The following is a 26,478-nucleotide window of genomic DNA, read 5'->3' as shown; positions in this document are numbered from 1 at the left end:
AAAACCACTACGCAAAGAAAAACAAAGAAAATAAATGACTATTTTACAATGTTATTTGTATTTAATCTAAATAAACATATATTTGCGGTCAAAATAAATAACCGCCATGAAGTTTATATTCTCCCTAATGCTGTTAGGCCTCTTTAATATTGGCCTCGCACAAAATGCTACAATTACTGGAAAAATTATTTCCGAAAATAATGAAGCTGTATCTTATGCTTCTATCTCAATCAAAACCCTTAAAAAAAACACTGTTTCCGATGATAAAGGAAATTTTGAAATCACAAATCTTGCTCCTGGAAAATACACTGTTTATTTCTCGGCAATGGGATTTACAGGGGAAGAAAGAAATGTAGAATTGACTGAAAATCAAAATCTTGATCTTTCAATTATTTTAAAGGAAAACGTTAACACTTTGCAGACGGTGGAAATTACAGGACGTAAAGAGAAATCGTACCGAAATACAAAATCTTTTATTGGAGCAAAAACAGAAATTGCTTTAAAAGATTTGCCGCAAGCCGTATCATACGCAACCAAAGAATTAATAGCCGATCAGGGTTCTATTCGCGTAGGCGAAGTGGTTAAAAACTTCAGCGGGGTAAGCCAGTTTACTTTTTATGACGATATCTCAATTAGAGGTTTTAGAATAAACGGAGGCAGTAATACTCAATTGCTGAATGGTATGCGAACGTCTACAGGATTTTGGAAACAACCGCTTGCCAATTATCTGGAACGTGTTGAGGTTTTAAAAGGACCATCTTCTGCTTTGTTTGGAAATGCTTCTCCTGGAGGAGTTATCAACAGAGTAACCAAAAAGCCTTTGGATCAGGCTGCCAACAGTGTGAGTTTTTCTACAGGAAGTTTCAATACTTTGAGAGCTTTAGCCGATTTTACAGGTCCGTTAACAGAAGATAAATCGCTTTTATACCGATTGAATTTAGGTTATGAAAATGCCAATTCTTTCAGGGATTTACAATTCGATAAAAATATTGTGCTTGCTCCTTCACTTTCTTTCCTTCCAAATGACAAAACAAGTGTCAATTTTGATCTGATTTATACAAGTTCGAAAAGTATACTAGACCGCGGACAATCGACATACGAAGACAATCTGTATTCTACTAAAATTTCTAACTCTTTAAACTCTACCAACGATTATTTAAATGAAGAAACATACATTGTAACAACTTCATTAAATCATCAATTTACAGATCGTTTGTCATTTTCTGGATCGTACATCCGTACAGGTTATACAGAAGATCTTTTAGAGCATCGAGGTGCCAATAAATATGCATCTGCAGGTGACGGAACTACTATTCCTACCTCTATAGAAATGCAGGTTTTTATGCGTAAACGTAAACGTTATATCGATAATCTTTCGGCTTTCTTTAAATACGAAGCCAAAACTGGAGCATTAGATCATAATTTAATTGTGGGTTACGACTATGCACAGGAAGAAGTACCTGCTGGAGGATCTCAGCTGCAGGCTACAGGATATAGAAATGCATCTAATACTGGATCAATTGCCACGTATAACCCTGCGAATAAAGCTAATTATTTATTGGATGCTAAAGGAAATCCAGTGCCAAACGTGGCTCATTTTGATCTCACAAACCCGTCTGCATCACAGCAGTTAAAAGACATGAGCAAGTATTTTTATGCGGCTCGCCCTTTTGATCCAACATTTTATTCTTTGTATGGAGTGTATCTTCAAGATCATATTAAGTTTGGCGCTTTTCAGGCATTAATTGGAGTGCGCTACGACGAATATACCGATAAAGAAAACTACAAAAAAGCTGCAGAAAAGAAAGTCAAGCAACATTCGTTTTTACCGCGTTTTGGACTGACTTATACTCTTAATCCTAACATTAATTTGTACGGAACTTACGTAAAAGGTTACAACCCTCAGACAGCTTCTTCTTTATCAAATCCAAATGCGGGCGGACCTTTTGATCCGTTAGAAAGTAATATGATTGAATTTGGAGGAAAATCATCATGGTTCAAAGAAAAACTTTTTGTAACGGTTGCCCTTTTCAAAATTCAGCAGAAAAACACGCTTTATCCAGCAAACGATACTGCAAATCCAGACTTAATGCGCGCAATTGGAGAAGAAGAATCGAAAGGTATTGAAATTGATTTGAATGGAAATATCACACGAAACTGGAGTATTTCTGCTGCTTATTCGTATAATGAGGCTGCAATTACTGAAAGTCCGATTGAATCTGAAATTGGAAGACAAAAACCCAACACGCCACGCCAACAGGGTAATTTATGGACACGTTACAATTTTACAGACGGAGCTTTGAAAGATTTTGGTCTTGCATTTGGAACTAATTTTGCCACTACACGTACATTAAGCCAAACCGACACTCAAACCTTGCCAGGCTATACTTTATTTAATGCGGCATTATATTATAACATTAATAAATTTAAGATTCAGGTAAATGCCAATAATATACTGAACAAAACGTATTGGGTTGGTGGTTACGATTTTATCCGTTTGTTCCCTGGTGCTCCGTCGAACTGGCTTTTAACCTTGGGGTACTCTTTTTAAAAGCTTTAATTATATTTGGAAAATATTTCCTTCCTCCTACATGAATAAAACATTTAAAAAAAATATTGGATTTTTACATTTATGGCTCGGACTTGCGTCCGGGCTTATTGTATTTATAGTCGCACTTACAGGAAGCATTTTAGTTTTTGAAAAAGAGATTGATACTTTTGTCAATCCCGAATTTTATGAAGTTTCTAGTATTGGAACAAAGAAATTGCCCGTTGACCTTTATGTCAATGCCATCAGGAAAAAATATGCGATCACAGAATTAGAGCGTATTCAGACTTATCAAGATCCCAAAAGAACTGTAATTATTTCTGGAACCGATGCCGATAAAAATGAACAGATTTTCTCTGTAGATCCATACACTGGAAAAGTTTTGGGCCAAACTACGGAAAAAAGCAGGTTTTTTTCTGTGGTATTGGACTTACATCGTCATTTAATTTTAGGTGAAGCTGGAAAATTTATTACAGGCTGCAGCTGTCTTATTTTTGTTTTTCTGCTCATTTCGGGTCTTATTTTATGGTGGCCGAAAAAAATGAAAAATCTAAAGCAGCGATTAACTGTAAAATGGAGCGCTTCTTTTAAAAGAGTCAATTGGGATTTTCATTCCACATTTGGATTCTACAGCTTTTTGTTTCTTCTTACAATATCGCTTACTGGATTAACATGGTCTTTTAAATGGTTTGAAAGCGGTATTTATTTATTCGCAGATGGAACCATAAAAAAACCTTCTGCTAAAGTTGAAAACCCAACAAAAGTTGATCCTAAATTGGATAAAACCTATTTCTATCAAAATATATTCTCAAAAACTGACAGTATTTATAAATATACTGGAGATACTCAAATCAGAATTCCTTCTGACACGATAAATAGTATCATGGTCATTAAACTAAATATTGAAAAATCTATACCGAACATTTCGAGTATGGCTTATTTTGATAAATATACAGGCGAACTTTTAAAAATCAAGTCTTATGAATCGTTTAGTAATGGCGATAAAGTAAGGCGTCTTATTTATCCCATACATACAGGAAGTATCTATGGTTATCCAACCAAAATTCTAGCTTTTTTGGTTTGTCTTTTTGCGGCGACACTGCCTATTACAGGTTTACTGATATGGCTGGGAAAGAAGAAGAAAAAGTAACCCTTTTTTTAACTGCTCACTTTTTTAACGCAAAGAACGCTAAGGTTTTTTTTTAAATAAGGTATGATTAAAAAGTTCGCAAAGGTTTGTATTGAACAATGCTTTGCGAACTTTTTAATTATATAAAACCTTGCGAACTTTACGAAAAACCTTTGCGTTCTTTGCGGTAAAAAACCACGCATTTTAATAGTGACTTATTTTTTCTGAAAGTACAGATAATCAGTTGTAGTGCCTACATCTCTTAATCGGATCTGAGAATTATTAAATTCAAATAATTTCCAGTTAAAATTCAATTTTCCAAGTAATTCGCTCGTAAAATGCAGCTTCAGTTCTCGCACTCCATATTGGACAGTACTTTCCCATTGACCAGTTTCGTAAACTCCTCCTTTACTAGCCACAACAGATTTATCACTTTTAAAAACAAAAGAGTAACCAGTGTAGTTTGAGGTTTTTACGGTGTCATCAAAATAATACGGGATTTCCCAGGAACCGTTTGTTAGGGTTTGTTCAAAATCTAATGTTACAATATTATTTTCCGGACAATAATCGATGGCATATTTAATAGCATTTTCAAACTCCAAATTATTGGTAATCGATTTTGTCTGTCCGTTATAATCTGCTATCGTAATAGGATATTTTAAAGAAATATACTGACTCTCGTTTAAATTTTTAATAAAATTAAAAAATGCCTGATCGCTTATAATTGATTGTGAACTTGCTATTTGACTAGCGCTGTTATAAATATTAATTGTTATAGGATAATTGATTTTTAATCCATTAATTTTAGATAAAAGATCTGGATAAAGATTCCAGTAATCAATCAAAGAATCAAAATCAGCCTGATTGGGAATCAATTTTTCAATGTAATTATAGTATACCATAGTTACAGGAAAATCAATTTTCACAATATCCTCATCATAATTACTGGCATTGATATTATCTACAACCTTTTGATAATCGGCATTTGTATTAACTGCAATCTGCTGGTTGTTTACAGTAACCGTATAAGGGAGTTTTATAGTACAATAGCTAGATCCGTCGATAACATTATCCTGAACGGTCTGCACCATTGCAACCCTCTGCAGATATGTAGTCAGCGGGGAAGCATTGGTAATTGTTCCCTGTGAATTATTATTTTCTTCATCTGTTTCACTTTGACAGGAAAACAGCAGGAACAGGAAAACTGCGATTGATAAATATTTTTTCAAAAGGAACATATTTATGTTTTTACAAAGGTAATAAATTTTAAGAAACCGTTTTTTCAATAAAATAACAACAAGAATTTCAGTATGTCCTTCTATACTAAATTATCAAAAGCCGATACCATTTTATTCTTCTATTAAACAATCGGCTTTGCTTTTACCCTACTTCAATTAAAAACAAATACTTTTGCGTCGTACAAACTGAGAACCTACATGCCAGATAAAAACCAATCCAATACTTGTGATGAAATAATTTTTTCGTCTTTCTTCAAAAGTCATATCAAAGCGCTTCGGAATTTTCTTTTATACAAATTTGGCAATGCAGAGCAAGCAGAAGATGCAGCCCAGGAAGCATTCGTAAAACTTTGGCAGAACTGTGCTTCAGTGCCGTTAGAAAAAGCCAAATCATACATTTACACGATTGCGAACAATACTACTTTAAACCAAATTGCACATCAGAAAGTTGTTCTGAAATATGAAAAAAACTTTACAGGTTTAGATAAAACAAATCAAAGTCCGGAATATCTTTTGGAAGAAAAACAGTTTCAAGCCAAACTTTTAAAAGCCATAGAAAACCTAAACGAAAAACAGCGTACTGCTTTTTTGATGCATCGAATAGACGGCAAAAAATACAGTGAAATTGCCATAGAACTCAATATCAGTGTAAAGGCAGTAGAAAAACGCATTCATTTGGCCCTTTTAAGTTTACGTAAAGAAATTGATATCTAAAAAAGTAGGGTAAATTTAGTTCTAATTGTTTTAATTAAATAGTACGATAAAATGAAAAAAGATCGCTTATTAGCAAAATGGCTCAACGATGATTTATCTCCAGATGAATTGGCAGAATTTGAGGCGAGCCCTGATTTTGAAAAATACCAGAAGATAAAGAAATATACAGCTCATCTAGAGACAGATGACTTTGATGAAAATGCTATGCTGTCTAACATTTTAAGCCAGAAAAAACCAGCTCCAAAAGTTGTTCCGTTATACAGAAAATGGATGTTTCGCGCAGCGGCCATATTTGTCCTCGCACTTGGAGTTACATTTGCGATGAAAGCTTTTATGTCTGAAACGGAGACTGCAGAGTTTGGAAAAAAAACCACTTTTTCACTACCGGATAATTCTGAAGTAGTGTTAAACTCCGGTTCTGAAATAAACTATAAAAAATGGAACTGGGACAATAATAGACATCTTGAATTAAAAGGAGAAGCGTATTTCAAGGTTGCAAAAGGAAGACGTTTTGAAGTGCAAACAAGCCTTGGAAAAGTAACCGTTTTAGGAACACAGTTTAATGTTAAAACCAGAAAAAACAGGTTTGATGTGGTGTGTTACGAAGGGCGTGTAAAAGTAAATTATGCTTCGACCGAAATTCTACTAACCCACGGTCAAAGCGTGAGTTTTGAAAACGGAAAGCAGATTAAACTCACTGTAAATTCTTCGAAACCAGAATGGATGAACAATCAAATATGCTTTTATCAGGAAAATATACAAAGCCTTTTAGAAGAGGTTGAAAGACAGTATAATATTAAGATCGAGTTAAACGCCAAAGACACGATCTCTTTATTTACAGGAAAGTTACCTGCTAAAGACTTAAGTACAGCTTTGCAGATTATCAGCACAACGTATCATCTAAAAGCCAAAAAAGTTTCAGGAAACAAAATAATTTTTGACGAAAAATAAATGCTCCGCCCCAGACAATTTCATTTTTTGTTTGTTCTAATGCTTCTTGCCCTGAATCTTTCTGCTCAGGACAAGGGCAAGTTAATGCCTTTCAAAAAAATAATACTTGATATTGAAAAACAACACGATGTCAATTTTAATTACACGGAGGATAACATTGCTGGACTGGAAATCAATCCTCCAAAAAGATCCCTTTCTTTAGAACAAAAACTGGAATATCTGGGTAAAAAAACGCATTTATCTTTTGAAAATATTGGAAATAAATTCATCAATATCTATAAAAAAGATAATGCCACAGAAATGATCTGCGGCTATGTCATTTCAGCAGCAGATAAAAAACCTATTGAAAACGCAAATATCAGTTTGCCTAACAAAACTCAGTTTGCAACCGACTCAGAAGGTTATTTTGAATTTGCTAAAGAAGACAAAAGTATATTTACAATTAGTCACGTAGGATTTATATCCAAAAGAATTTCAGCTGGAAATTTAGTTTCTAAAAATTGTCCCCAGATATTGCTGGAACCTGAAATTACAGAACTGCACGAGATAAAAGCCAATGCAATTTTAGCATCAGGAATTTCCAAAAACAACGACGGATCGCTTATAATTAAACCTAAAAAATTTGGTATACTTCCCGGACTTGTCGAACCTGATGCTTTACAGACCATGCAGCAGATTCCTGGTGTAAACAGTCTTGACGAAAGTGTTTCCAGTATTAATGTTAGAGGCGGTACACACGACCAGAATTTATTTTTATGGAATGGAATCCGAATGTTTCAAACAGGACATTTTTTCGGTTTAATATCTGTTTTCAATCCAAATTTAGCCCATACAATTTCTATCTATAAAAACGGAAGTTCTGCGTTTTATGGCGAAAGTGTATCCAGTGTTGTGGCTATTTCTTCTACTGCTGAGACAGCAGAAAAAAACTCGTTTAGTGCAGGAATTAACATGATTAATGCCGATGTTTATGCAAAATACAATCTTTCTAAAAAAAGTTACATTGAAATTTCTGCCCGTAAATCGATCACTGATTTTGTAGAAACTCCTACTTACAAAGAATATTTCAATAAGGTTTTTCAAAACACCACCATCACAGATTTCTCTCAAAATCAAAACGTAAACTATCAAAGCGACAAAAAATTTGGTTTCTACGATGCGACACTCAAATATGCCCAAAAAATAGGATCAAAAGATCAAATAATACTCGATTTAATTACCATAAAAGATAATCTGGAGGTTTTTCAAAGTGCCACTGTTTACAACACCAATAAATCAGAAGAGAATGTGCTGCGCCAGCAGAATTATGGAGGAAATTTGTCATGGAGAAGAAACTGGAACAGCTTCAATACCACAAAAATTAATTTCTACAATTCTTCTTATGAACTTCTAGCCAATCAGAAAACTACTTTAGGAGATCAAGTTGTCATTCAGGAAAATACAGTTAACAATAACGGAATTAACTTAGAAAACAATCATATCATTAATTCTAATTTTAGTTTTAATGAGGGCTATCAGTTTAATGAAATGGGTATCACTAATTTGGAACAGGTAACAAATCCAGACTTTTACCGTAACGTAAAAGACGTGCTTCGAACTCATGCTTTAATTGCAGAAGGAAAATATAACGATACAATTTCCAAAATCTATTTTAAAGCTGGAATGCGGCTTAATTATATCGAAAAATTTAAAAAATATATTGCAGAACCTAGAATACAATTTGCGTACGGCATCAATAAAAATGTAAATCTGGAACTTTTGGGCGAGATCAAAAGTCAAAACTCCCAGCAGATTATTGATTTACAAAAAGATTATTTTGGGATTGAAAAAAGACGCTGGATCATTTCAAATAATACTACAATTCCCATTCAAAAAAGTAGGCAGCTATCTATAAATTTATTCTATAAAAAGAATGACTGGCTTCTCGACATTGAAAATTTTTATAAAAAAGTAATAGGAATCACCACTTCCAGTCAGGGTTTTCAGAACCAGTTAGAATTTGTTCGAACTACCGGAGACTATGAAGTTTGGGGAACAGAAATGCTTATTCAAAAAAAAATAAATCAATTTCTAACTTGGTTTAGTTATACGTACAATGAAAACAATTATCATTTTCCAAATTACCAATATCCTAGTTTTCCAAATAACTTTGAGCTGACCCATACTTTATCATGGGCTGGAATTTACGAGAAAAACAATTTCAAAATTGCTTTGGGGACAAAATGGTCTTCTGGCCGGCCAAAAACCTCTCCCGATTTTGCCCAAATAGATCCTTCAGATCCTGTTTTGTTTTATAACAAACCTAATAATACCAATCTGCATATTTTCTCGCAGGTTAATATTTCTTCAACTTACAAATGGGAAACATCAAATGGAATTCAGTACAAAATAGGAATTTCAATATTAAATATTCTCAACCGTAAAAACGAAATCAGCGAATATTATAGAATAAGTTCCCTAACAAATTCTATAGAAGAAGTTGATACTTTTTCGCTGCAACGAACTCCAAACGTGAGTTTTAGAGTTTCTTTTTAATTCTATCTCTACAAGGGTTTTAAAAAACTCTTTTTCTTCTTTTTTATTTTTTTTCAAAAAACACAATTCTTTGGTAGGGTAATCTTTATCAAGGCTGTTTTACTATTAAATCTTATCAAAATAATAAAAAATGAAAAGAAGAAAAACAGCAATAGTAACTGCGATATTACTGATTATCATCTCAGCCGGTATTTACTTTTACTACGGATTCCTATTTAAAGAAGCACGGAATATCGAATCAGAAACGCCTGATTTCAGTATAACTGCCACAAAACTACTGGAAGATTATAACACGAATCCTAAGACAGCAGATTCTTTATATCTCAATAAGACTATTGAAATTACAGGAATGGTAACCAAAGAAACAGATTCTGTGATCACTCTAGAAAATACTGTTTTCTGTCTCTTCACTCAAAAACTAAAAAATAAATCTGCTAATACTATAACAAGAGTTAAAGGTAAATGCATTGGATATGATGAACTTTTTCAAGAAGTCAAATTAGATCAATGCACATTATTAAACAAACAAATCAATTAATCAATTTATGAAGAAATTTTTAGTTCCAATCTGCTTCTTTCTGACGGCCATGGCATATTCACAAGATGATCTGCTGCAGGGTCTTGATTCTACTCAGGTAGAAGAAAATTACTCAACCGCAACTTTTAAAGCTTTACAGCTGGTAACACTGCAGACCACAAAAATGCCAGCAAAAAAAGAGTTTTATTTTGTAGTATCACATCGATTTGGCAGCGTTAAAGATGGTTTCGACAGTTTTTTTGGTCTTGATAATGCCACTACAAAACTAGGCGGTATTTATGGCGTAACCAACTGGTTATCGGTAAGTCTTTCCAGACATACCTTAAACAAAATGTATGAAACAGGATTAAAATACAGAGTTGCCAGACAAAACGATAATTTTCCTTTGGACATTGTTGGTTACAGCGTTGCAGATATTAACACTTTCTTAGAGAAAGATCAATATCCCGGTTTAGAATTTAAGCATCGCCTTACCTATGTACAGCAGGTTCTAATATCTAGAAAGATCAGCGAAAAACTGTCACTGGAATTAGTACCGTCATTTATCCACAAAAACCTTTACAATCCTGATATCGAAAGAGATAATCAGTTTTCTTTTGGCGGCGGCGGACGCTATAAAATCACTAAAAGACTATCTGTCAATTTAGAATACATGCACAATTTTGATAAACCCGACTTTTATAAAAATCCATTATCTGTAGGACTTGACGTAGAAACAGGCGGGCATGTATTTCAGTTAATCTTTACCAATTCACAATCTATGAGCGAGAGCGGATACCTTACGAATGCATCTGGTGACTGGGGTAAAGGTGATTTCTTCTTCGGCTTTAACTTATACAGAGTATTTTAATAACTATAAATTAATAAATCATGAAAAAAACAATCTTACTTACAATTTTATTAGCTGCATTGGCAAGCTGTAATGACTCAGATACAGTTCAGGATATCGAAACACCAACAACGCCGACGAATCCAACAACTTCAATTACTTATAGTAAAAATGTAAAATCTATTATTGATGCCAACTGTATCAGCTGTCATTCAAGCGGAAGATCTGCAGCGTTTAGACCTCTAACTACTTTTGCAGAAGTTAAAGCGGCTGTTGAAAATTCTGGTTTATTAAACCGAATTCAATTGCAAAACGGCCAGCAGGGGCTTATGCCTCAAGGCGGAAGAATGTCGCAGGCTAATATTGACTTAATCGTAAAATGGAATACGGACGGATTAAAAGAAAATTAATCATTATGAAAAAATCATTGCTAAATTTCTTCTTTTTGCTGTTAATTATTACTGTAGGTACAAATGCTTCTGCACAAAAATTAATTACAAAAACAGGAAATATAAAATTTCAGGCTTCGATGCCTTCTTATGAGGAAGTTGCAGCCGAAAACAAATCTGTCTCTGCAATTCTTGATCAGTCAACTGGTGATTTTGCTTCTTTGGTTTTAATAAAAGGATTCCGATTCAAAGTTGCATTAATGGAAGAGCATTTTAATGAAAATTACATGGAATCTGAAAAATTCTCGAAAGCAACTTTAAAAGGCAAAATAGAAGATTTTGATATTTCTAAGATTACCAATACTCCTAAAAATTTTACCTTAAAAGGCGATCTTACCATTCACGGCAAAACAAAACCTTTAACAGTAATCATAAAAATTTCTAAAGCTGCGAACGGAGTTAATGCAATTGGTTCTTTTGAAGTAAAACCAGAAGATTTTGATATTGAAATACCAAGTCTTGTTAGAAAGAAAGTTGCCGATAAAATAAAAATAAATTACAATTTTTTATTAGTTAAGTAATCTTTTAAAAGGTGCTTTTTAGCAAAGAAACCACTCTTCAAAGATCTGGATCGAATTATTGATTTAGAACCTCATTAAACATGACTAATGTTCTGGGGTCAGTTTTTATATATGCTGGCCTCTTTTTTTTTAACCTCAATCAAAATTAGATGATCTGCAAAAACTACGTTGTTACCGGAGAAGATGTGAATGATTTTATGGTTATGGAAAGTGCCGCATACATTTCATACTCAGTCCGATTATTGTATCACTTTTTATTTTATAATGGTTTTTCAAAAGAGAAACTTAACACTCTAAATCTCGATCTGCATGAAGGAAATCATGAACTGATTTGTTATAAAGATTTAATGTTTACCCAGCATTTTTTTGTTGAGCTCAAACATTTTTATATCGATGACAAAATCAGGATTAAAAGCTCTTTTTTCAATTCAAAAAATGAATGCTGTGCAGAGGTAACGAAAGAAGTCGAATGGTTTGACCCAATTCGCAGACAAGTTATAGAAACTCCAAAACAAATCCTTTTACATTTTTATCCCAATTTGTAAAGTAAAGCAAAACGGAAATAATCTAGTTTTTGAAATGGAAACCTTTTTTGCCACAAAAGTTAAGATGGTATCTTTTACATTAAGTAAAAAATAAATGTTTCTTGCATTTCATTTTTACAATTTAATAACGAGAAATTCGATTATAGTATCGGCCTAGCTTCATTTGACTATCTGTTTACATCATTTTTATTATATTGCAGAGAATAAGAGTAAAACGAATATATAAGATGATAAAAAACTTGCTGTTTACGTTTGCATTGGGTCTTCTGGTCCATGCACAGACCAAAGCTCAAAATATTACACTTAGTCCTTATAAGGTAATTTGCTCACAGGTTACTGTAGAGCAGGTTGATTACAAAGGTAAAAAAGCATTACAGGTTCAGGGACTATCCAATGATGAAAAAACACTTGCGATCCTGAAGGATATTGATTTTCACAACGGAACAATTGAAGCGTCTATTTCTGGACAAACGCTTGCCAGTGCTGGAGAAACCGCACGCGGATTTGTTGGTATTGCTTTTCGCGTGAGTAATGATGCCTCTAAAATGGAAGTATTTTATTTGCGTCCTACAAACGGTCGGGCAAATGATCAGGTTCGTAGAAACCACTCCACACAATATATCTCAGTTCCTGGATATCCATGGGAAAAACTAAGGAAAGAAACTCCTGAAAAATATGAAGCTTATGCTGACATGCAGCCTGCAGAGTGGATCAAAATAAAAATTGAGATAAAGGACGAAACCGCAAAACTTTACGTCAACGGAGCTTCACAGCCAACACTCATTGTCAGCGATCTGAAACAGGGTAAAAATCTGCGGGGAAGTATTGGCCTTTGGGTTGGTCCTGGAACATTGGCCCATTTCACCGATCTTAAAATTACTAAAGAAAACGGATAAAATTAATCTAAGAACTCTAGTACTTTTAATACAAAGAGTTTTGAGCGGTTATTATTTGTTCGTATTGACACAATTTCTGTAGGCGACTGACAAATTATTTTTTGAAAGCAAAGGAGAAATACGACAAGTTTCAAAACTAGTTTCTTAGAAAACATCAATAGGTTTTGTTGTTTTCCTGTCAGCCAGTGATTGGCAAGCCCCGGCAACTAAGTGTAAATCTTTTAAAACAAGAAGTATCTGTTTAAGGAAAAGCTTATTGAGGGCAATTTTAAATTAGACCGCTGATAATGATTTTAGATTTCTCTATCATTTCATTAGACTTGAACATCTGACTCTCTATTAGAGAGCTCTCAAAAAGCATATATATATGATCCGATAAAGTTTCATCATTAATAAAATTTGAAAAAAATTTCCTTAGATCTTTCTTATGATCTTGAATTACGTTCAGTATTTTAAGATTATCACTAGGGATTTCAGATAAAATATTTAAGAAGCTACAGCCTCTGAAATTTTCCTTAGAGTTCATGTAAATTAAATAATCAAACGATGACAAAATCTTTGATTTAGTATCTTTTTTGTCGGTTATAAAATTATTGAGTTCATTGAACCAATATGTATGTCTTGCGTTTAAGAATGCTACGCATAGATCTTCTTTGGACTTAAAATGCTGGTAAAAGCTAGCCTTGGCAACTTTTGCTTCAGAAATAATCTGATTAATACCGGTCGAATTGTAACCCTGGTTAGCAAAGAGGCCAAATGTTACATCCATAATTCTTTCTTTTGGAGATATCATGAGCTGATTTATTTTGGAACAAATATACAACTACCGAGACAAACATACAAACCTGTCTGTCTATTAAAATAATATTAATAGCTGACTTTCCTAAATCAAATCTAGCTAAAAATGTCTTTTGGATTGTGATTTATAAAAAAAACAGAACTAGCTGTAGTAAAATTTTGCTAATCCTGTTTCTAATACATTTTTCCGCTATTAGAACTTTCGTTGTTCTTCTGTGATTGGCAAATCATTGATACTGGCATATCTCTTGGCCATCAACCCATTCTCATCAAATTCCCAATTTTCATTACCGTACGCCCTAAACCAATTACCTCTTTCATCCATATACTCATATTCAAATCTTACAGCAATGCGGTTGTCTGTATGCGCCCAGTACTCCTTTTTCAGTTTATAATTTTGCTCTTTTTTCCATTTATCGGCAAGAAACTTGACAATTTCTTCCCTGCCATTTACGAATTTATCTCTATTTCTCCACTCGCTGTCAATCGTGTATGCTTTAGAAATTTTTTCAGGGTCTTGGGAATTCCATGCATCTTCAGCAAATTGAATTTTCTGTAGTGCTGATTCAAATGTAAACGGTGGTAGTGGATGTTTCTGTTCCATTTTTTAATAAATTAAATTGTTAATACTTTCTTAGTCCTTTATTTCGATTATACATCTAGTAATAATTAGACAGGACAAACTTAAAACAAAAAAACAAAACAGACAAACTTGTCTGTCTATTTTTTATTTATTTTTTTTACTTTTAATTTTTAAATCAAAAACAGAGACTATTGTCCTTTTGTAATCCTTTAGATTTTTCTGGCTTGAAAAACAAAAGCCTGATGCCAAAAGGCATCAGGCTTACTTTCACAGATAAATATTAACACTTCGCTTAAGCTTAAAATCAAATTTTAACTTTTCCCAGCAGATTTTCAATTTTGGAAGGTGAAATTTCTGGATTTGCTCCTGGAGCTTCGGCTACTAGAGCTCCTACCACGCAGGCAAAATCAATGGCATTCTGAGGTGCTTTATCGGTAAGCAGTGATGTGATTAAAGCCGCTAAAAAGGAATCCCCTGCTCCAACTGTATCAGATACCTTAATAGGATATCCTCCATTTTGATAAAGCTCTCCTTCCCACATTAATAAGGCTCCGTGTTTTCCCTTAGTGACACACATAGCCCTTACTTTTGTTTTCTCTGCAATAAAATGCATATTGTCTTCCAGACTTGTAAAAGGAGATTCCATAGCTGTTGCTATCTCTAGCAATTCCTCATCATTGAACTTAATAAAATCAGCTGAGTTCATTAATTCCTGCAAAATTTCATAGGAATAATGCGGTTTTCTTAAATTGACATCAAAGACCTTGTAAGCCACTGAATTCAACAGTTCTTTTAAAGTTTTTCTTGAAACAGCATCTCGACAGACTAAGCTGCCATAAATAAGTACATCTGCTTGCTTCACTATTTTTTCAGCCTGCTCATTCAATACAATTTTATCCCATGCTGACGGGTAGCTGATTTCATAACTTGCCGAACCTCGTTCGTTTAAAGTGACATTTACCAGACCGGTTGGAAAATCTTCAGAGGTAACTATTGTATCAATTTTAAGTCCCAGACTCTTTATCTCTTCCTTAATCACTCTGCCATCCTGATCGTTTCCTACACAGCTAATCATGGCCACCTCGCAGCCAAAAGTTTTCATGCGCAAGGCGACATTAAGTGGTGCCCCTCCAATCTTTTTCTCATTAGCAAAAACATCCCAAAGTACCTCTCCGTATGCCACCGCTTTAAGGTTTTTTCCGTTATTCATTCTAAAATATTTTATTATTAATTTCTATTCTGGCTGAGTTATCTGAAGATTTGAGATTGTGCTTGTCTGTCCTTCAGCTATTAATCCCCATTTGTTTTTGTCTCTTCCGTAAATGCGGTTGGTGAGCGCTGCTTTTCCATTAATGTAGAGCACAACAACACTTCCCTCGGTAATTATTTCAACATCATATTTTACATTTGTCTGAAAGGCAAAAGGCAAACGAGTAACTTCCTGCGAAGCCGAATTATAACCGCTTATTTTTCCATTAGTAATATCAAAAACAATTTTATAGTAATTTCCTGTATCATTGGTATGAAAAACAAATCCAGCTGTTCCTGAAGATTTCGTTAAAGTGACTTCGGCTTTTATTTTAACTTTCTTTCCAATACTTTTAAAAGTAACCGTTGCTTTTTCTGTTTCTCCCGATAAAGAATAGGTTCCATTATTGGCTGTTGCATTTGCTGAAATGGCATCTACTTCAGCAGTAGCGTTCTTTTTGGAAAATAAATCCTTTACTGACTTCGGAGATTGAGTCCCTAAAGTTCCATCTGAATTCTGAATCAATTCATGAATAACCATATTCCCCGCCCAATCTTTATTTCCTAAATCATTTTCAGGTGTTTTTCTGGCACTCCATCCAAAAACATATCTTTTATTTCCGTCAGAAGCCGTTTTTCCTGCATAGAAATATTCTCCGTCAATTCTGTCATTCTGAGGTTTTGTCCAGGGACCATTGATAGATGATGCAATTCTGTAATGTGTACCTTTGCTTCCGCTCCAATTCTCAGAAAACATTAAATACCAGTTACTTCCCATCTTGAAAATATCCGCACATTCCATCATTAGATAATTATCCTCTGAAGTTGTAGTATAAAGTGGAGCTTCAACATCCCATTTTCCTGATGCAGGATCAGCACTTGTAAAATGCAGCAGAACGGCTTTCCTTCCCGGTTCTGTCTGTGTGCTTACCAGCATTGAATATTTTTTCAGTTCATCATTGTAAAATACATGAGGATCTCTAAAATCATAGTTATAATATCCTGTCGGTGCAGTTATTTTAAAAGAGGGAACTTTTGTCCAGTTTTTCAAGTCGCTGCTAATTGCGCATAATACGCTTTCTCTTGCATTGGATTGAACAAAAGCTGAAGTTTCGTTATGTCCAGTATAATAGAAATAATAAAGACTGCCCGCTTTGATAACTGACCCAGTGCCAATCGCAAAATCAGGTTCAAGGTTTGAACCATACGGAATGGTTTGGCCTTCATAAGTAAAATGCGCCAGATCTATGCTCTGATATTCATGAATATCATGAAATCCTTTTCCAGCTGGTTTATTCTGTGCGTCATGCAAGAAGTAGATATGAAATTTTCCGTTATCAAAAAAAGGCATTATATCTCCAGTATAACCCGCGCTATAGTACGGATCGTCTGCGCCCATCCATTGCGCTGGCGGAACAGGAAAAACACTTGTTATTTCAGAATTGCCTCCTGAAATCGAACCTCCAATATAAGTTTCATCTTGACTACACGAAGCAAGCCAAAAGAAAGCGAGAGCAATTGTAATTATATTTCTGTATTTCATTGTATTAAATTCAAGTGATTTATTTTCCCGCTAGATAATTGATACTGTTTTGTGTCAGCAGTCTGATGTTTGCAATAAACTCATTAGACTGGCTTGGCACGCCGCTGCTGTTGGTTTCATTATACCAGTCGTAAGCCCCCATTGAAATAACAATTACATTTTTATTTGTACTTGTATTTGGAAATTCTGCAATGGTAACCCTTCCGTTCAGTTCATTATCCCAAGCTTCACTTGCCAGATTGGTTCCTCCTGTTTGGTTTCTCCAACCTTCTCCATTATTGTATCCGCCCCATTCCGGTAAAAACCACCATGCGGTATGATTTAATCTGAAAGTACCGCTTTGCAGTAAATTAGCTTTCCCAGCTTCAAAAGTGGTTAAACCCTGAAATATTGGATGGGCTTCATGACCAACAAATGACATTCCCCATGAATTTCCGTCTACAAATCCATTTGGAGGAAAATCACCAAAAACATTATTTGGTCCTTTTCCTGATGGAACAATTACTAAAGCATCAACGTATTGTGAAGCGAAAGAAGTCAAAAGCAGGTTTCCGCCATTTGCCCTAAAATTTTTAAGTGCAGTGGTAACGGCAGGATTATAAGCAACAGAAGGTAAATTTGCAGCCGAATCAAAATGCCACCAAATCACATCGACATCACTTAAATCTGCGCCGTTCTGAAGACTTTCAAAGGAAATATATTTAGCTCCCGGGAAATTATCAAATAACCAGTTTGAAGCTGTAACTTCATCCATGTTTGTGATTCCTGATCTTGTAGCTGCAGTTCCTAAAAATGCAACTGTTAATCCTGTAACTGGAACTCCGACATTTGCAGTATAGTTAACGCTCTTACCATTTGATGTTATTACAAAAGTGACTGCATTTGTAAAATCAACTGTTGCTCCTGAAGATGGTGAAATTGTAACGCCTGTTGTAACTTCGATCACTGGCTTAAGCGCTGTTAAGTCAGTATTTTCAGGTAAGGTCAAATTAATTGTTCTGCTGATGTCGTTTACAATTGCTGCTGCACCATTGATCGTGAAACTTTTAATTGGACTTAAAACGGTTGTTGTTACTATGTAATCTTTGTATAAATTACCGTTAACCACTCTGAATTTTACTGGATTTGTAAAATTAATAGCTGAATTTAATTCCAGATTTGACGTTGCTCCTTCTTCAAAAACAACTTCTGGTTTTATGGCTGTTATATCTGATCCGTAAGGCATTACAACAGTAATTTTCCCTGTTGTCTGATCAATGCTTCCTGAAACTCCGTTTAATTTAAATGAAAGTACATTTGAAGGCGAATTCACATCAAATCCGCCAGTTTCAAAACTGTTTTCGCAGGCAGTAACCATAAAAATCATTGCCAAAACTATAGACATTTTAGTCCAATATTTATTTAAAGCTTTTTTCATTTTGCTGATTCTTTAAGGATTAATAACCTGGATTCTGTTTATACAATCCCTGACTGAAATTAATTTGCTTCAACGGAATTGGGCAGTATTCTTCTTTGTGTGCATCAAAAAAAGCATCCTGATAATAGGTACGTTTTGTTTTTTCTTTTGCATAAAAGTCATTCATAACCTGATCTGTAATTCCCCAGCGAACAAGATCGAAGAATCGGCTTCCTTCCATAGCCAATTCTAAACGACGTTCCCAGCGCAAAGCTTTACGGGCAAAATCCTGTGTCCAGTTGCAATTGCTTCCGTCCACATATGTATTGATTTTAAAATTGTTTACGTAAGGCAGTCTTCCTGTACTCTGTGCAGCTCTTTCTCTTATTTCATTAATTAAAGGCAAAGCTTCAGATTGTCTTCCTAATTCAATCAAAGCTTCAGCACGCATCAGAACCACATCAGCATAGCGAATCTGGATTCTGTTTTTTGAATTTCCATAAAACGGATCAATATTTACCACACAGCTGCAGCTTGGTGCAACATTTTCCTTTAGAGAAGCAAAATAACCATACGTTCCTGGAGATCTAACCCAGGCTTCAACATATAGAAATTCAGGATCATATTTATAAGGAAGACCTGGCATTGCAACGGTATGATATAATCTCGGATCAACTGTATTAGCATCTATGTTTTTATAATCAAAATCCTGATCATTATAAGTATCAAATTCCGGCAGACCATTTACGCCTGTTTTAAAGGCATTCACTAGATTCTGGCTTGGCTTATGAAAATCGCAGCATCCTAAACCTTGCGGCGTTGAAAGAACATCTGAGAAATTCAATCTTCCATAAAGCGTACCGTCATTATCAGAAAACTGGATTGAGAAAATAGATTCTGGTCCGTTCTCGTAAGTTCCTGGAAGAAAATTGTTTGCAAAATCAGGTTCTAAAGAAGCTTTTCCAATTACGTTATCTGTTGCCGCAACTACTTCCTGCAGATGCTGCTGGTTTATACCTGTAACTTTAAATGTTTCATCCTGCGTATAGGCCTGATACAATCTTGTTTTTGCCAGATAAGCATAAGCCGCTTTTTTAGTGGCACGCCCCACTTGTGGCTGTGTATCTGGCAAATTATCGGCTGCAGCCTGAAAATCTTCTGCAATTTTATTCCAAAGTTCTTCGTTTGAAAGCGCTTTGTTTGAAATTGTTTTATAATCTTCTACTGGAATATCTTCTGTTATGTAAGGAACATCTCTAAACATAATTTTCAGCATAAAATAAAAATGTCCCCTTAAAAAACGCATTTCAGCCATTCGTGTTTTTTTCAGCGGATAATCCGCTTCTGAGAGTTGCTCTAATGCTTTTAAGGCTTTATTGGCTCTTGAAACTCCTACATAGCTGATATACCAGAAAGAATCCAACTCTCCAAAATCGGGTCTGATATTATTGGACACTTCAAAAAAGTGAAAATCCTGAATATCATTTGTACCGCTTCCTCCTTTGTAAGCATCATCTGAGCGGACATTCCCGAATGGCCACAGACTATACGGAGAATCATAATGATCGTTTCCTAACTGTGCATAAGCTGCATTCATAAATCCTTCAACGGACTGAGGTGTAACAATATCTTCTTCTGATAACACCCCACGCGGATCATTTTCTAAAAAATCGGAACAGGAAGCCAAGAAACCCATCACTGCAAATCCTGCTATATATAGTATTTTTTTCATTTTTTCAATCTTTTATTATAAAGTAAAATTAAGACCGGCAGTAAAGGTTGTCGGCTGAGGATATCCAAAACCTGCATTTTCCGGATCAACTCCTGTGAAGCTTTTGGCGTCAATAATCAATAAATTCTGTCCACTGATGTAAAGCCTAAAACTTTCCATATTCAGTTTCTTCAATAATTCTTTAGGAAAACTATATCCAAACTGCAAAACTCTAAGTTTAAGATAATTTCCATTTTCTACATAATAAGTTGAAAATCTGGATTCTGCATTTCTGTCAACAGTTGTCAATGCTGGGATTGTAGAATTTGGATTGTCTAAAGACCATGCATTAAGCAGACGGGTTCCTTTGTTTGATCCCACATCATCAACGCTCCAGAAATCAGTCTGATATTTGGTATTATTGATAACATCTACATCGCTTGCTCCTTCCCAAAAGGTTGTAAAATCAAAGTTTTTATAAGACAAGTTTAAATTAATGCCGTATAGCAGTCCAGGATTTGGATTTCCAATCCACGTGCGGTCTTTATCTGTAATTGCCCCATCTCCATTTAAATCTCTGTAACGGATTCTTCCAAGCCCCTTCCCTTCTTGAATTGCCGAATTATCCACCTGATCCTGACTTGTAAACAATCCGTCAGTAACATATCCGTACATCGAATTGATTGGTCGCCCTAAAATATTATCATTCAGTCCGTCACCACCGTAATTGTTTTTTACTTCATCTGGCAATTGTGTAATCTTATTTTTGTTTGCCGAAATATTTCCTGAAATATCATATTTCAGTCCAAATGAGGTTTCATCATGATAGCCCAGAGAAAACTCCCAGCCTTTGTTATCCATAGAAGCTCCGTTTACCCAGCGGTTTCCGCCTTCTCCAATAACTCCTAAATAAGGTGGCAATACTAGAATATCATCTGTTTTTTTGATATAATAATCTACAGATCCGCTTAATTTTTGTTTGAATAAACCAAAGTCCAAACCAATATTCGTTTGTGTAGTTGTCTCCCATTTCAAATCATCATTTCCAGACTGAGTCGCAATAAAACCAGACGGAAGTAATCCGTTTCCATTTCCTGCAATATCGTAAGCTGTTCCAAAAGAAGTTGCCCATGTTGGACTTCCACCCGCATAACTTGCCAGATAAAGCGAATAAACCGCAGTATTACTGATTTCCTGATTACCAGTCTGTCCCCAGCCTGCTCTTAATTTTAAATCTGAAAAAACAGAAGCATTGTTTTTGATAAAATTTTCGTTGCTGATTCTCCATCCTGCTGAAACTGCTGGAAAAGTTCCAAACTGATTGTTTTTTCCAAAACGGGAAGAACCATCACGACGAATTGTAGCCGAAACCAGATATCGATTATCAAACTCATAATCTGCTTTTCCGAAATAAGAAAGTAAAGAATATACAGTAGAAGTTCCGCTGGTAAAAGATTCTCCTGTTCCTGCATCGGGATACATATAATCTGGAGTTTCAATCAAAAAGTCGTTCTTACGCAGCGTATTTGTATCATAAGTATCTTTGTACATCTCTGTTCCTGCCATCAGATTCAAATTGCTTTTTCCAAAATTCAGGCTATAAATTGCAGTATTTGTCCATGTCCATTTGTCACTGATAGACTGATCGATGGTAACAGAAGTCTGATCGTTTTGCAGATAACCAGATTTGTAGCTTCTCTGCAGTGTACGTTTTTTGTAAAAGCCGTAATCCATTCCGAAACTGGTTTTGATGTGCAGGTTTTTAATGATTTCTAAATCCGCGTAAGCGTTACCAAAAAGACGTAGGTAATCGTATTTATTATCTTTATTATATTCTAAAAGACGAACTGGATTCTGTCTGTCATTCATCCCTCCGACTGGTCCTCCCCAGCCAATTCCGTCTACAGTGTGCACCGGAATAATCGGTAAAGCTCTAAGCGCGGGATCTAGAACACCAGGATCTGTCACTTCATTAGTTCTGTTTAAACTGAAATTCTCGCCAATAACCAGCTTTCCGTCAAAATATTTATACGACCCATTCATGCGGGCAGAAATTCTTTCAAAATCTGTTGTTTTAACCACGCCTTCGTTCCCGTAGTATCCTAATGAAAAAACGTAGCTCCCTTTATCTGAAGCATTCGAAACAGACAAATCATAAGAATTGGCAACTCCGGTTTGAGAAATCGCATCGTACCAGTCCGTATTTGAAGCTTTTATGGTTTGCTCGGCATCTAAATATTCTGGAACCAGAACTTTATTCAATTGTGGTTTATTATTATTTACCGACCAGTCAAACTGATAACGAAGGTTATTATTATTTGGATTTAAACCATCGTTTATATTTGCCTGCCAAAGTGCCTGACCAAACTGGTTCGCATTGAGAACATCTAACTTTCTTGAATAATCAGAAAAGGAAGCATATGTGCTGAAATTGATTCTCATTTTACCTTCTTTTCCTTTTTTGGTTGTAATGATAATCACACCATTTGAAGCTCGGGAACCATAAATACTGGCTGAAGAAGCATCTTTCAGCACCTGAATGGTTTCAATATCGTTAGGATTTAATTCATGCATTCCAGATTTTGTCGGCATTCCGTCAATTACGTAGAGGGGATCTGTATTGTTCAGCGTCCCGACACCGCGGATCACTACTTTTGTATTTCCTCCGCTTGGCGAACCATCTGAAGACACTTTTACTCCGGCAACTCTTCCCTGCAAAGCTTTTATCGGGTTTGGCTCCGGTTGTTTCATAACTTCTTTCATGTTCACAACTGCGACTGCTCCTGTGATATCCGTTTTCTTTTGTTTGGAATAACCGGTTACTACAACTTCATTCAACTGATTGTTGTCAACTTTCAGCGTTACATTGATCGTTTTCTGCCCGTTAACAGAAATAGATTGCGGCGCATATCCGATAAACGAAATTACAAGTACGGCATCTGAAGCAACATTTTGAAAGGAAAAATTTCCATCAAAATCTGTTGCTGTACTGGTATTTGTACCCGAAATAATTACGGTTGCTCCTGGAAGCGGCATTCCGTCATCTGCCGAAATTACCGTTCCCTTTACTCCGTTTTCCTGAGCTGTCATCATCAGCATGGGAAAGAAGAAAAATAGAAAATAAATAATTTTACTTTTCATGAGGTTAGTGGTTTTTAGTTAGTTTTTATTTAATTGGTTAATTACGAGGTTGTTTAATTCTATTGTCTGTTTTGAAGACACCGAAAGAGATGTAAATGGCTGCTGCGGGAAAAAGATTTCGGTTATAACTTTTTCGCCATTATTGTAAAATATTTCAATAGATGTTTTATCCAGAATAATTTTAAAAGCACCCTCTCTTTGACTGCCGCCTAAAGATGCTTTGGTAATCGTTGCAGCAAATTTTTCTGAGAAATCATTTTTTCCAGACTTTGAACGGTCCACAAATAAATAATGAGCCGCATTATTGATTCCGAATGTCAAAGACTCGCCTTTATCATTTGAAAGCATAAAAGTGTAGGTATCCTGTTTTATGTTTTTTAGCTTAAAATCAATAATTGCCTTAGTTAAATCAACTTTTGCAGCTTCTGGAATAGAAAGATTACCTTTACCTTTTAAGCTTTTGCCTTTGATTGTTTTAGAAATATATTTATTGATTTCTTTTACAGGAATGCTAACCAGACTGAACTCATTTCCTTTTTTTATTAGCTGAATTTCTCTAGCGATCGTAGTGCTGCTTCTCCAGACATTTGTCGGTACATCTTGGGCATAATCCCAATTGGACATCCAGCCGATAAATAATCTTCGCCCGTCCGAGTTTGGAATATTATTCCACGTTACACCGGCATAATTATCTTTTCCGTAATCTATCCAGACGGCTTTTTCCTGTTCAACTCTTTTGGCAAAATTTGGGTCTAATGTAAAAGTTGTTCCATCAAAATCTCCAATAAAATATTGCGTTCCAGAACCTCCATTTGCACCTCCTGGATTTAAGCTCTGAATTAAAACCCATTTGGTTTCATTTGTACCCTGCACTTTTATTTCAAAAAAATCTGGACATTCCCAAACACCTCCATGTGCCCCAATATTTTTTCCGAAATCAGATAAATATTGCCAGCTTTTTAAGTCTTTTGATTTATAAAATTGGGAACGGTCCTGCGCTGCTAAAACCATTATCCATTGTTTATGGGTTTCATCCCAAGTCACTTTTGGGTCACGAAAATCACGAATTCCCGGGTTTTTTACGACAGGATTTCCTTCCTCAAATTTCTGCCATGTAAAACCATTGTCATTCGAGAAAGCAATATCCTGCTGCTCAACATCAATTTTATTTTCTTTTTCCTTTGTCATATCATGCAGCGTATAAACCGCTACAATTGGCGCCTTATTTCCGATACCTAAACCTGATGTATTATTTATATCTACAACAGCACTTCCTGAGAAAATATATTTATCCTTATCTGGGTAAATTGCGATAGGCAATTCTTCCCATTGAATCAGATCTTTACTGACCGCATGCCCCCAATGCATTGGTCCCCATTTATTTCCATCAGGAAAATGCTGGTAGAATAAATGATATTTCCCATCTGCATAGAACATTCCGTTAGGATCATTCATCCAGCCTTTTTTGGGTGTAAAATGAAAATTAGGGCGGTACATTTGTTCCTCAGCCGAGGCTGATACTGAAACAGCAGTTGTTTGTGCAACAGCCGAGTACGGTATAAATCCTCCTGCTGAAAGGAGTATCGCACTATAGAATGCCAGCGGCAGATGTTTCTTTGATTTCATTTTTTTTGATATTTTTTTTGGTTAGATTTTCGCTTAATACTTCTAAAGAGATTCCTTTAGTTTCCGGCATCATAAAAATTACGAACAGTAGCTGTAATACCATCATTAGTGTAAAAATTAAGAATACGGCATCTGGTCCTATTTCTGAAAACAACATTGGAATTAAAGACGGAATAATCGCTGCCAGAACCCAATGCACTGAACTTCCAAATGCCTGTCCCGATGCACGGATATGATTTGGAAAAATTTCTGAGATGAAAACCCAGATAACTGCTCCCTGACCGATGGCGTGTGAAGCGATAAACAGGAAAAGAAAAATGGGTACTGATAATCCTCCCCAATTGTAATAAAAAGAAGCAGAGACTAATCCTAAAGAAATGATATATCCAATAGAACCAATATACATTAACAACTTCCTTCCTAATCTGTCAATTAATGCTACTCCAATTAAAGTAAATATAAGATTGGTGATCCCAATGCCGATACTGCTTAATAAAGCCGTGTTCTGTCCTAAACCTGCTTCTTCAAAAATTCTGGGTGCATAATATAAAAAAGCATTGATTCCTGAAAACTGATTGAAAAAAGCAATTAAAAAAGCTAGGATTAAAGGGAAACGGTATTTCTTCATGAATATATTTTCATGTTTCGTCACTCCATTTTCTCTGGAATCATCCATAATGGAAGAAAGAGAGGCCGAGGGATCGATTTTAAGGAGTACTTTACGGGCTTCTTCATCACGGTTTCTGGACAGGAGCCATCTTGGACTTTCTGGAATTGTTATGATAAAAAGAATATAAATAACAGACGGAATAGCCTGAACCCCAACCATCCAGCGCCAAGCATTTTCTCCAATGTCTTTTAAAAAATAATTAGATATAAACGCGATTAAAATACCCAGAACAATATTAAACTGATACAAAGCAACCAATCTCCCTCGTTTTTCAGCTGGAGCAATTTCTGAAACATACGCCGGAGCAGCAATGGTTGAAGCCCCAACACCCAAACCTCCAATAAACCTAAAAGCTGCAAAAACATAAGGATCATTGGCAAAAGCAGCACCAACGGCAGAAATGAAATATAAAATTCCGATCCAAAACAGTGTTTTTTTACGTCCTATTTTATTGGTTGGGATTCCTCCAAAAATAGCACCTACGACTGTTCCCCACAGTGCCATTGCCATAACAACAGATCCATGAAAAGCATCAGATGAATGCCAGAGAAGCTGTAGTTGTTTATCAGCTCCAGAAATAACTACGGTATCAAAACCGAATAGAAAACCTGCCAGTGCAGCAGTAACAGACCAAATCAATATCTTGTTCATTGTAGATGTATTAAAAACTTGTTGCTAAGATATCCGCAATAAAAACAACTTATTTTTAATGATGTTACAATTTAATTCTATAATTATTGATAGTTTGATATTTTTAAACTAAAAGCTTTATTTGCAAGGCTTTACATAATTTAAAACTTATTTACGAAAACCGTGTAGTTTCGATTTTGTTACATTAGGTTTAAAAATGATACCTGATTTGTATCAAT

Annotated in this window: 21 protein-coding genes; 11 read left to right on the top strand and 10 right to left on the bottom strand. The window is 35.2% G+C overall.

What is annotated here, in order from left to right; genetic code table 11:
* Positions 1-106: 106 nt before the first annotated feature.
* Positions 107-2,551 (top strand): TonB-dependent receptor, encoded by a 2,445-nt coding sequence (locus QE431_RS09500; protein ID WP_134141391.1) that lies wholly within the window; start codon positions 107-109, stop codon positions 2,549-2,551.
* A gap of 40 nt (positions 2,552-2,591) precedes the next feature.
* Positions 2,592-3,698 (top strand): PepSY domain-containing protein, encoded by a 1,107-nt coding sequence (locus QE431_RS09495; protein ID WP_307295233.1) that lies wholly within the window; start codon positions 2,592-2,594, stop codon positions 3,696-3,698.
* A gap of 194 nt (positions 3,699-3,892) precedes the next feature.
* On the opposite strand, the gene QE431_RS09490 is transcribed toward QE431_RS09495, so the two are convergent.
* Positions 3,893-4,915, bottom strand: coding sequence for a hypothetical protein (locus tag QE431_RS09490; RefSeq protein WP_307295231.1), 1,023 nt, complete (start codon positions 4,913-4,915; stop codon positions 3,893-3,895).
* Between the two features lie 198 nt (positions 4,916-5,113).
* Here QE431_RS09490 and QE431_RS09485 point away from each other — a divergent pair, with 198 nt between their 5' ends.
* From QE431_RS09485 to QE431_RS09445, 9 genes are all read left to right on the top strand, one after another.
* Positions 5,114-5,629 carry an RNA polymerase sigma factor gene (locus QE431_RS09485; RefSeq protein ID WP_057118100.1) on the top strand — a complete coding sequence of 172 codons (516 nt, stop codon included), beginning with the start codon at positions 5,114-5,116 and terminating at the stop codon, positions 5,627-5,629.
* A gap of 51 nt (positions 5,630-5,680) precedes the next feature.
* Positions 5,681-6,580: a FecR family protein gene (locus tag QE431_RS09480; protein WP_307295229.1), complete on the top strand. Its 900-nt coding sequence runs from the start codon at positions 5,681-5,683 to the stop codon at positions 6,578-6,580.
* Positions 6,581-6,664: 84 nt separating this feature from the next.
* Positions 6,665-9,115, top strand: a complete 2,451-nt coding sequence (locus tag QE431_RS09475; protein WP_307295228.1) for a TonB-dependent receptor — start codon at positions 6,665-6,667, stop codon at positions 9,113-9,115.
* Positions 9,116-9,245: 130 nt separating this feature from the next.
* A complete protein-coding gene (locus tag QE431_RS09470) occupies positions 9,246-9,653 on the top strand; it encodes a hypothetical protein (protein WP_057118103.1) in 408 nt (135 codons plus the stop codon).
* A 7-nt stretch (positions 9,654-9,660) separates the two neighbouring features.
* The gene (locus QE431_RS09465) at positions 9,661-10,503 is read left to right on the top strand and encodes a DUF5777 family beta-barrel protein (protein ID WP_134141402.1); all 843 of its coding nucleotides are present in this window, start codon (positions 9,661-9,663) and stop codon (positions 10,501-10,503) included.
* A gap of 20 nt (positions 10,504-10,523) precedes the next feature.
* Entirely contained in the window at positions 10,524-10,892 is a 369-nt protein-coding gene (locus tag QE431_RS09460) for a cytochrome c (protein WP_307295226.1), read from the top strand.
* A gap of 5 nt (positions 10,893-10,897) precedes the next feature.
* Positions 10,898-11,452, top strand: coding sequence for a YceI family protein (locus QE431_RS09455; protein ID WP_307295225.1), 555 nt, complete (start codon positions 10,898-10,900; stop codon positions 11,450-11,452).
* Positions 11,453-11,601: 149 nt separating this feature from the next.
* A complete protein-coding gene (locus QE431_RS09450; RefSeq protein ID WP_134141405.1) occupies positions 11,602-11,997 on the top strand; it encodes a hypothetical protein in 396 nt (131 codons plus the stop codon).
* Between the two features lie 257 nt (positions 11,998-12,254).
* Entirely contained in the window at positions 12,255-12,893 is a 639-nt protein-coding gene (locus QE431_RS09445) for a hypothetical protein (protein ID WP_281865468.1), read from the top strand.
* A gap of 268 nt (positions 12,894-13,161) precedes the next feature.
* Here QE431_RS09445 and QE431_RS09440 read toward each other — a convergent pair whose 3' ends face one another.
* From QE431_RS09440 to QE431_RS09400, 9 genes are all read right to left on the bottom strand, one after another.
* Complete coding sequence (locus QE431_RS09440; protein WP_307295222.1) at positions 13,162-13,686, bottom strand: TetR/AcrR family transcriptional regulator; 525 nt, start codon at positions 13,684-13,686, stop codon at positions 13,162-13,164.
* Between the two features lie 198 nt (positions 13,687-13,884).
* Positions 13,885-14,295 (bottom strand): nuclear transport factor 2 family protein, encoded by a 411-nt coding sequence (locus QE431_RS09435; protein ID WP_307295220.1) that lies wholly within the window; start codon positions 14,293-14,295, stop codon positions 13,885-13,887.
* A gap of 283 nt (positions 14,296-14,578) precedes the next feature.
* Positions 14,579-15,484: a carbohydrate kinase family protein gene (locus QE431_RS09430; protein WP_307295219.1), complete on the bottom strand. Its 906-nt coding sequence runs from the start codon at positions 15,482-15,484 to the stop codon at positions 14,579-14,581.
* A gap of 24 nt (positions 15,485-15,508) precedes the next feature.
* The gene (locus tag QE431_RS09425) at positions 15,509-17,065 is read right to left on the bottom strand and encodes a glycoside hydrolase family 32 protein (protein ID WP_307295217.1); all 1,557 of its coding nucleotides are present in this window, start codon (positions 17,063-17,065) and stop codon (positions 15,509-15,511) included.
* Positions 17,066-17,084: 19 nt separating this feature from the next.
* Complete coding sequence (locus QE431_RS09420; RefSeq protein ID WP_307295216.1) at positions 17,085-18,482, bottom strand: DUF4960 domain-containing protein; 1,398 nt, start codon at positions 18,480-18,482, stop codon at positions 17,085-17,087.
* A gap of 19 nt (positions 18,483-18,501) precedes the next feature.
* A complete protein-coding gene (locus QE431_RS09415; protein ID WP_307295215.1) occupies positions 18,502-20,193 on the bottom strand; it encodes a RagB/SusD family nutrient uptake outer membrane protein in 1,692 nt (563 codons plus the stop codon).
* Positions 20,194-20,208: 15 nt separating this feature from the next.
* A complete protein-coding gene (locus QE431_RS09410) occupies positions 20,209-23,313 on the bottom strand; it encodes a TonB-dependent receptor (protein WP_307295214.1) in 3,105 nt (1,034 codons plus the stop codon).
* A gap of 18 nt (positions 23,314-23,331) precedes the next feature.
* Positions 23,332-24,939, bottom strand: coding sequence for a glycoside hydrolase family 32 protein (locus QE431_RS09405; protein WP_307295212.1), 1,608 nt, complete (start codon positions 24,937-24,939; stop codon positions 23,332-23,334).
* A complete protein-coding gene (locus tag QE431_RS09400; RefSeq protein WP_307295210.1) occupies positions 24,902-26,260 on the bottom strand; it encodes a sugar porter family MFS transporter in 1,359 nt (452 codons plus the stop codon). Before QE431_RS09400 ends, QE431_RS09405 begins: the two co-directional genes overlap by 38 nt.
* Between the last annotated feature and the right edge of the window lie 218 nt (positions 26,261-26,478).

The sequence above is a fragment of the Flavobacterium sp. SORGH_AS_0622 genome (assembly GCF_030818825.1).
Lineage (GTDB): Bacteria > Bacteroidota > Bacteroidia > Flavobacteriales > Flavobacteriaceae > Flavobacterium.
Note: the sequence above shows the minus strand (reverse complement) of the source record. Positions and strands in the feature narration are given on the sequence as shown.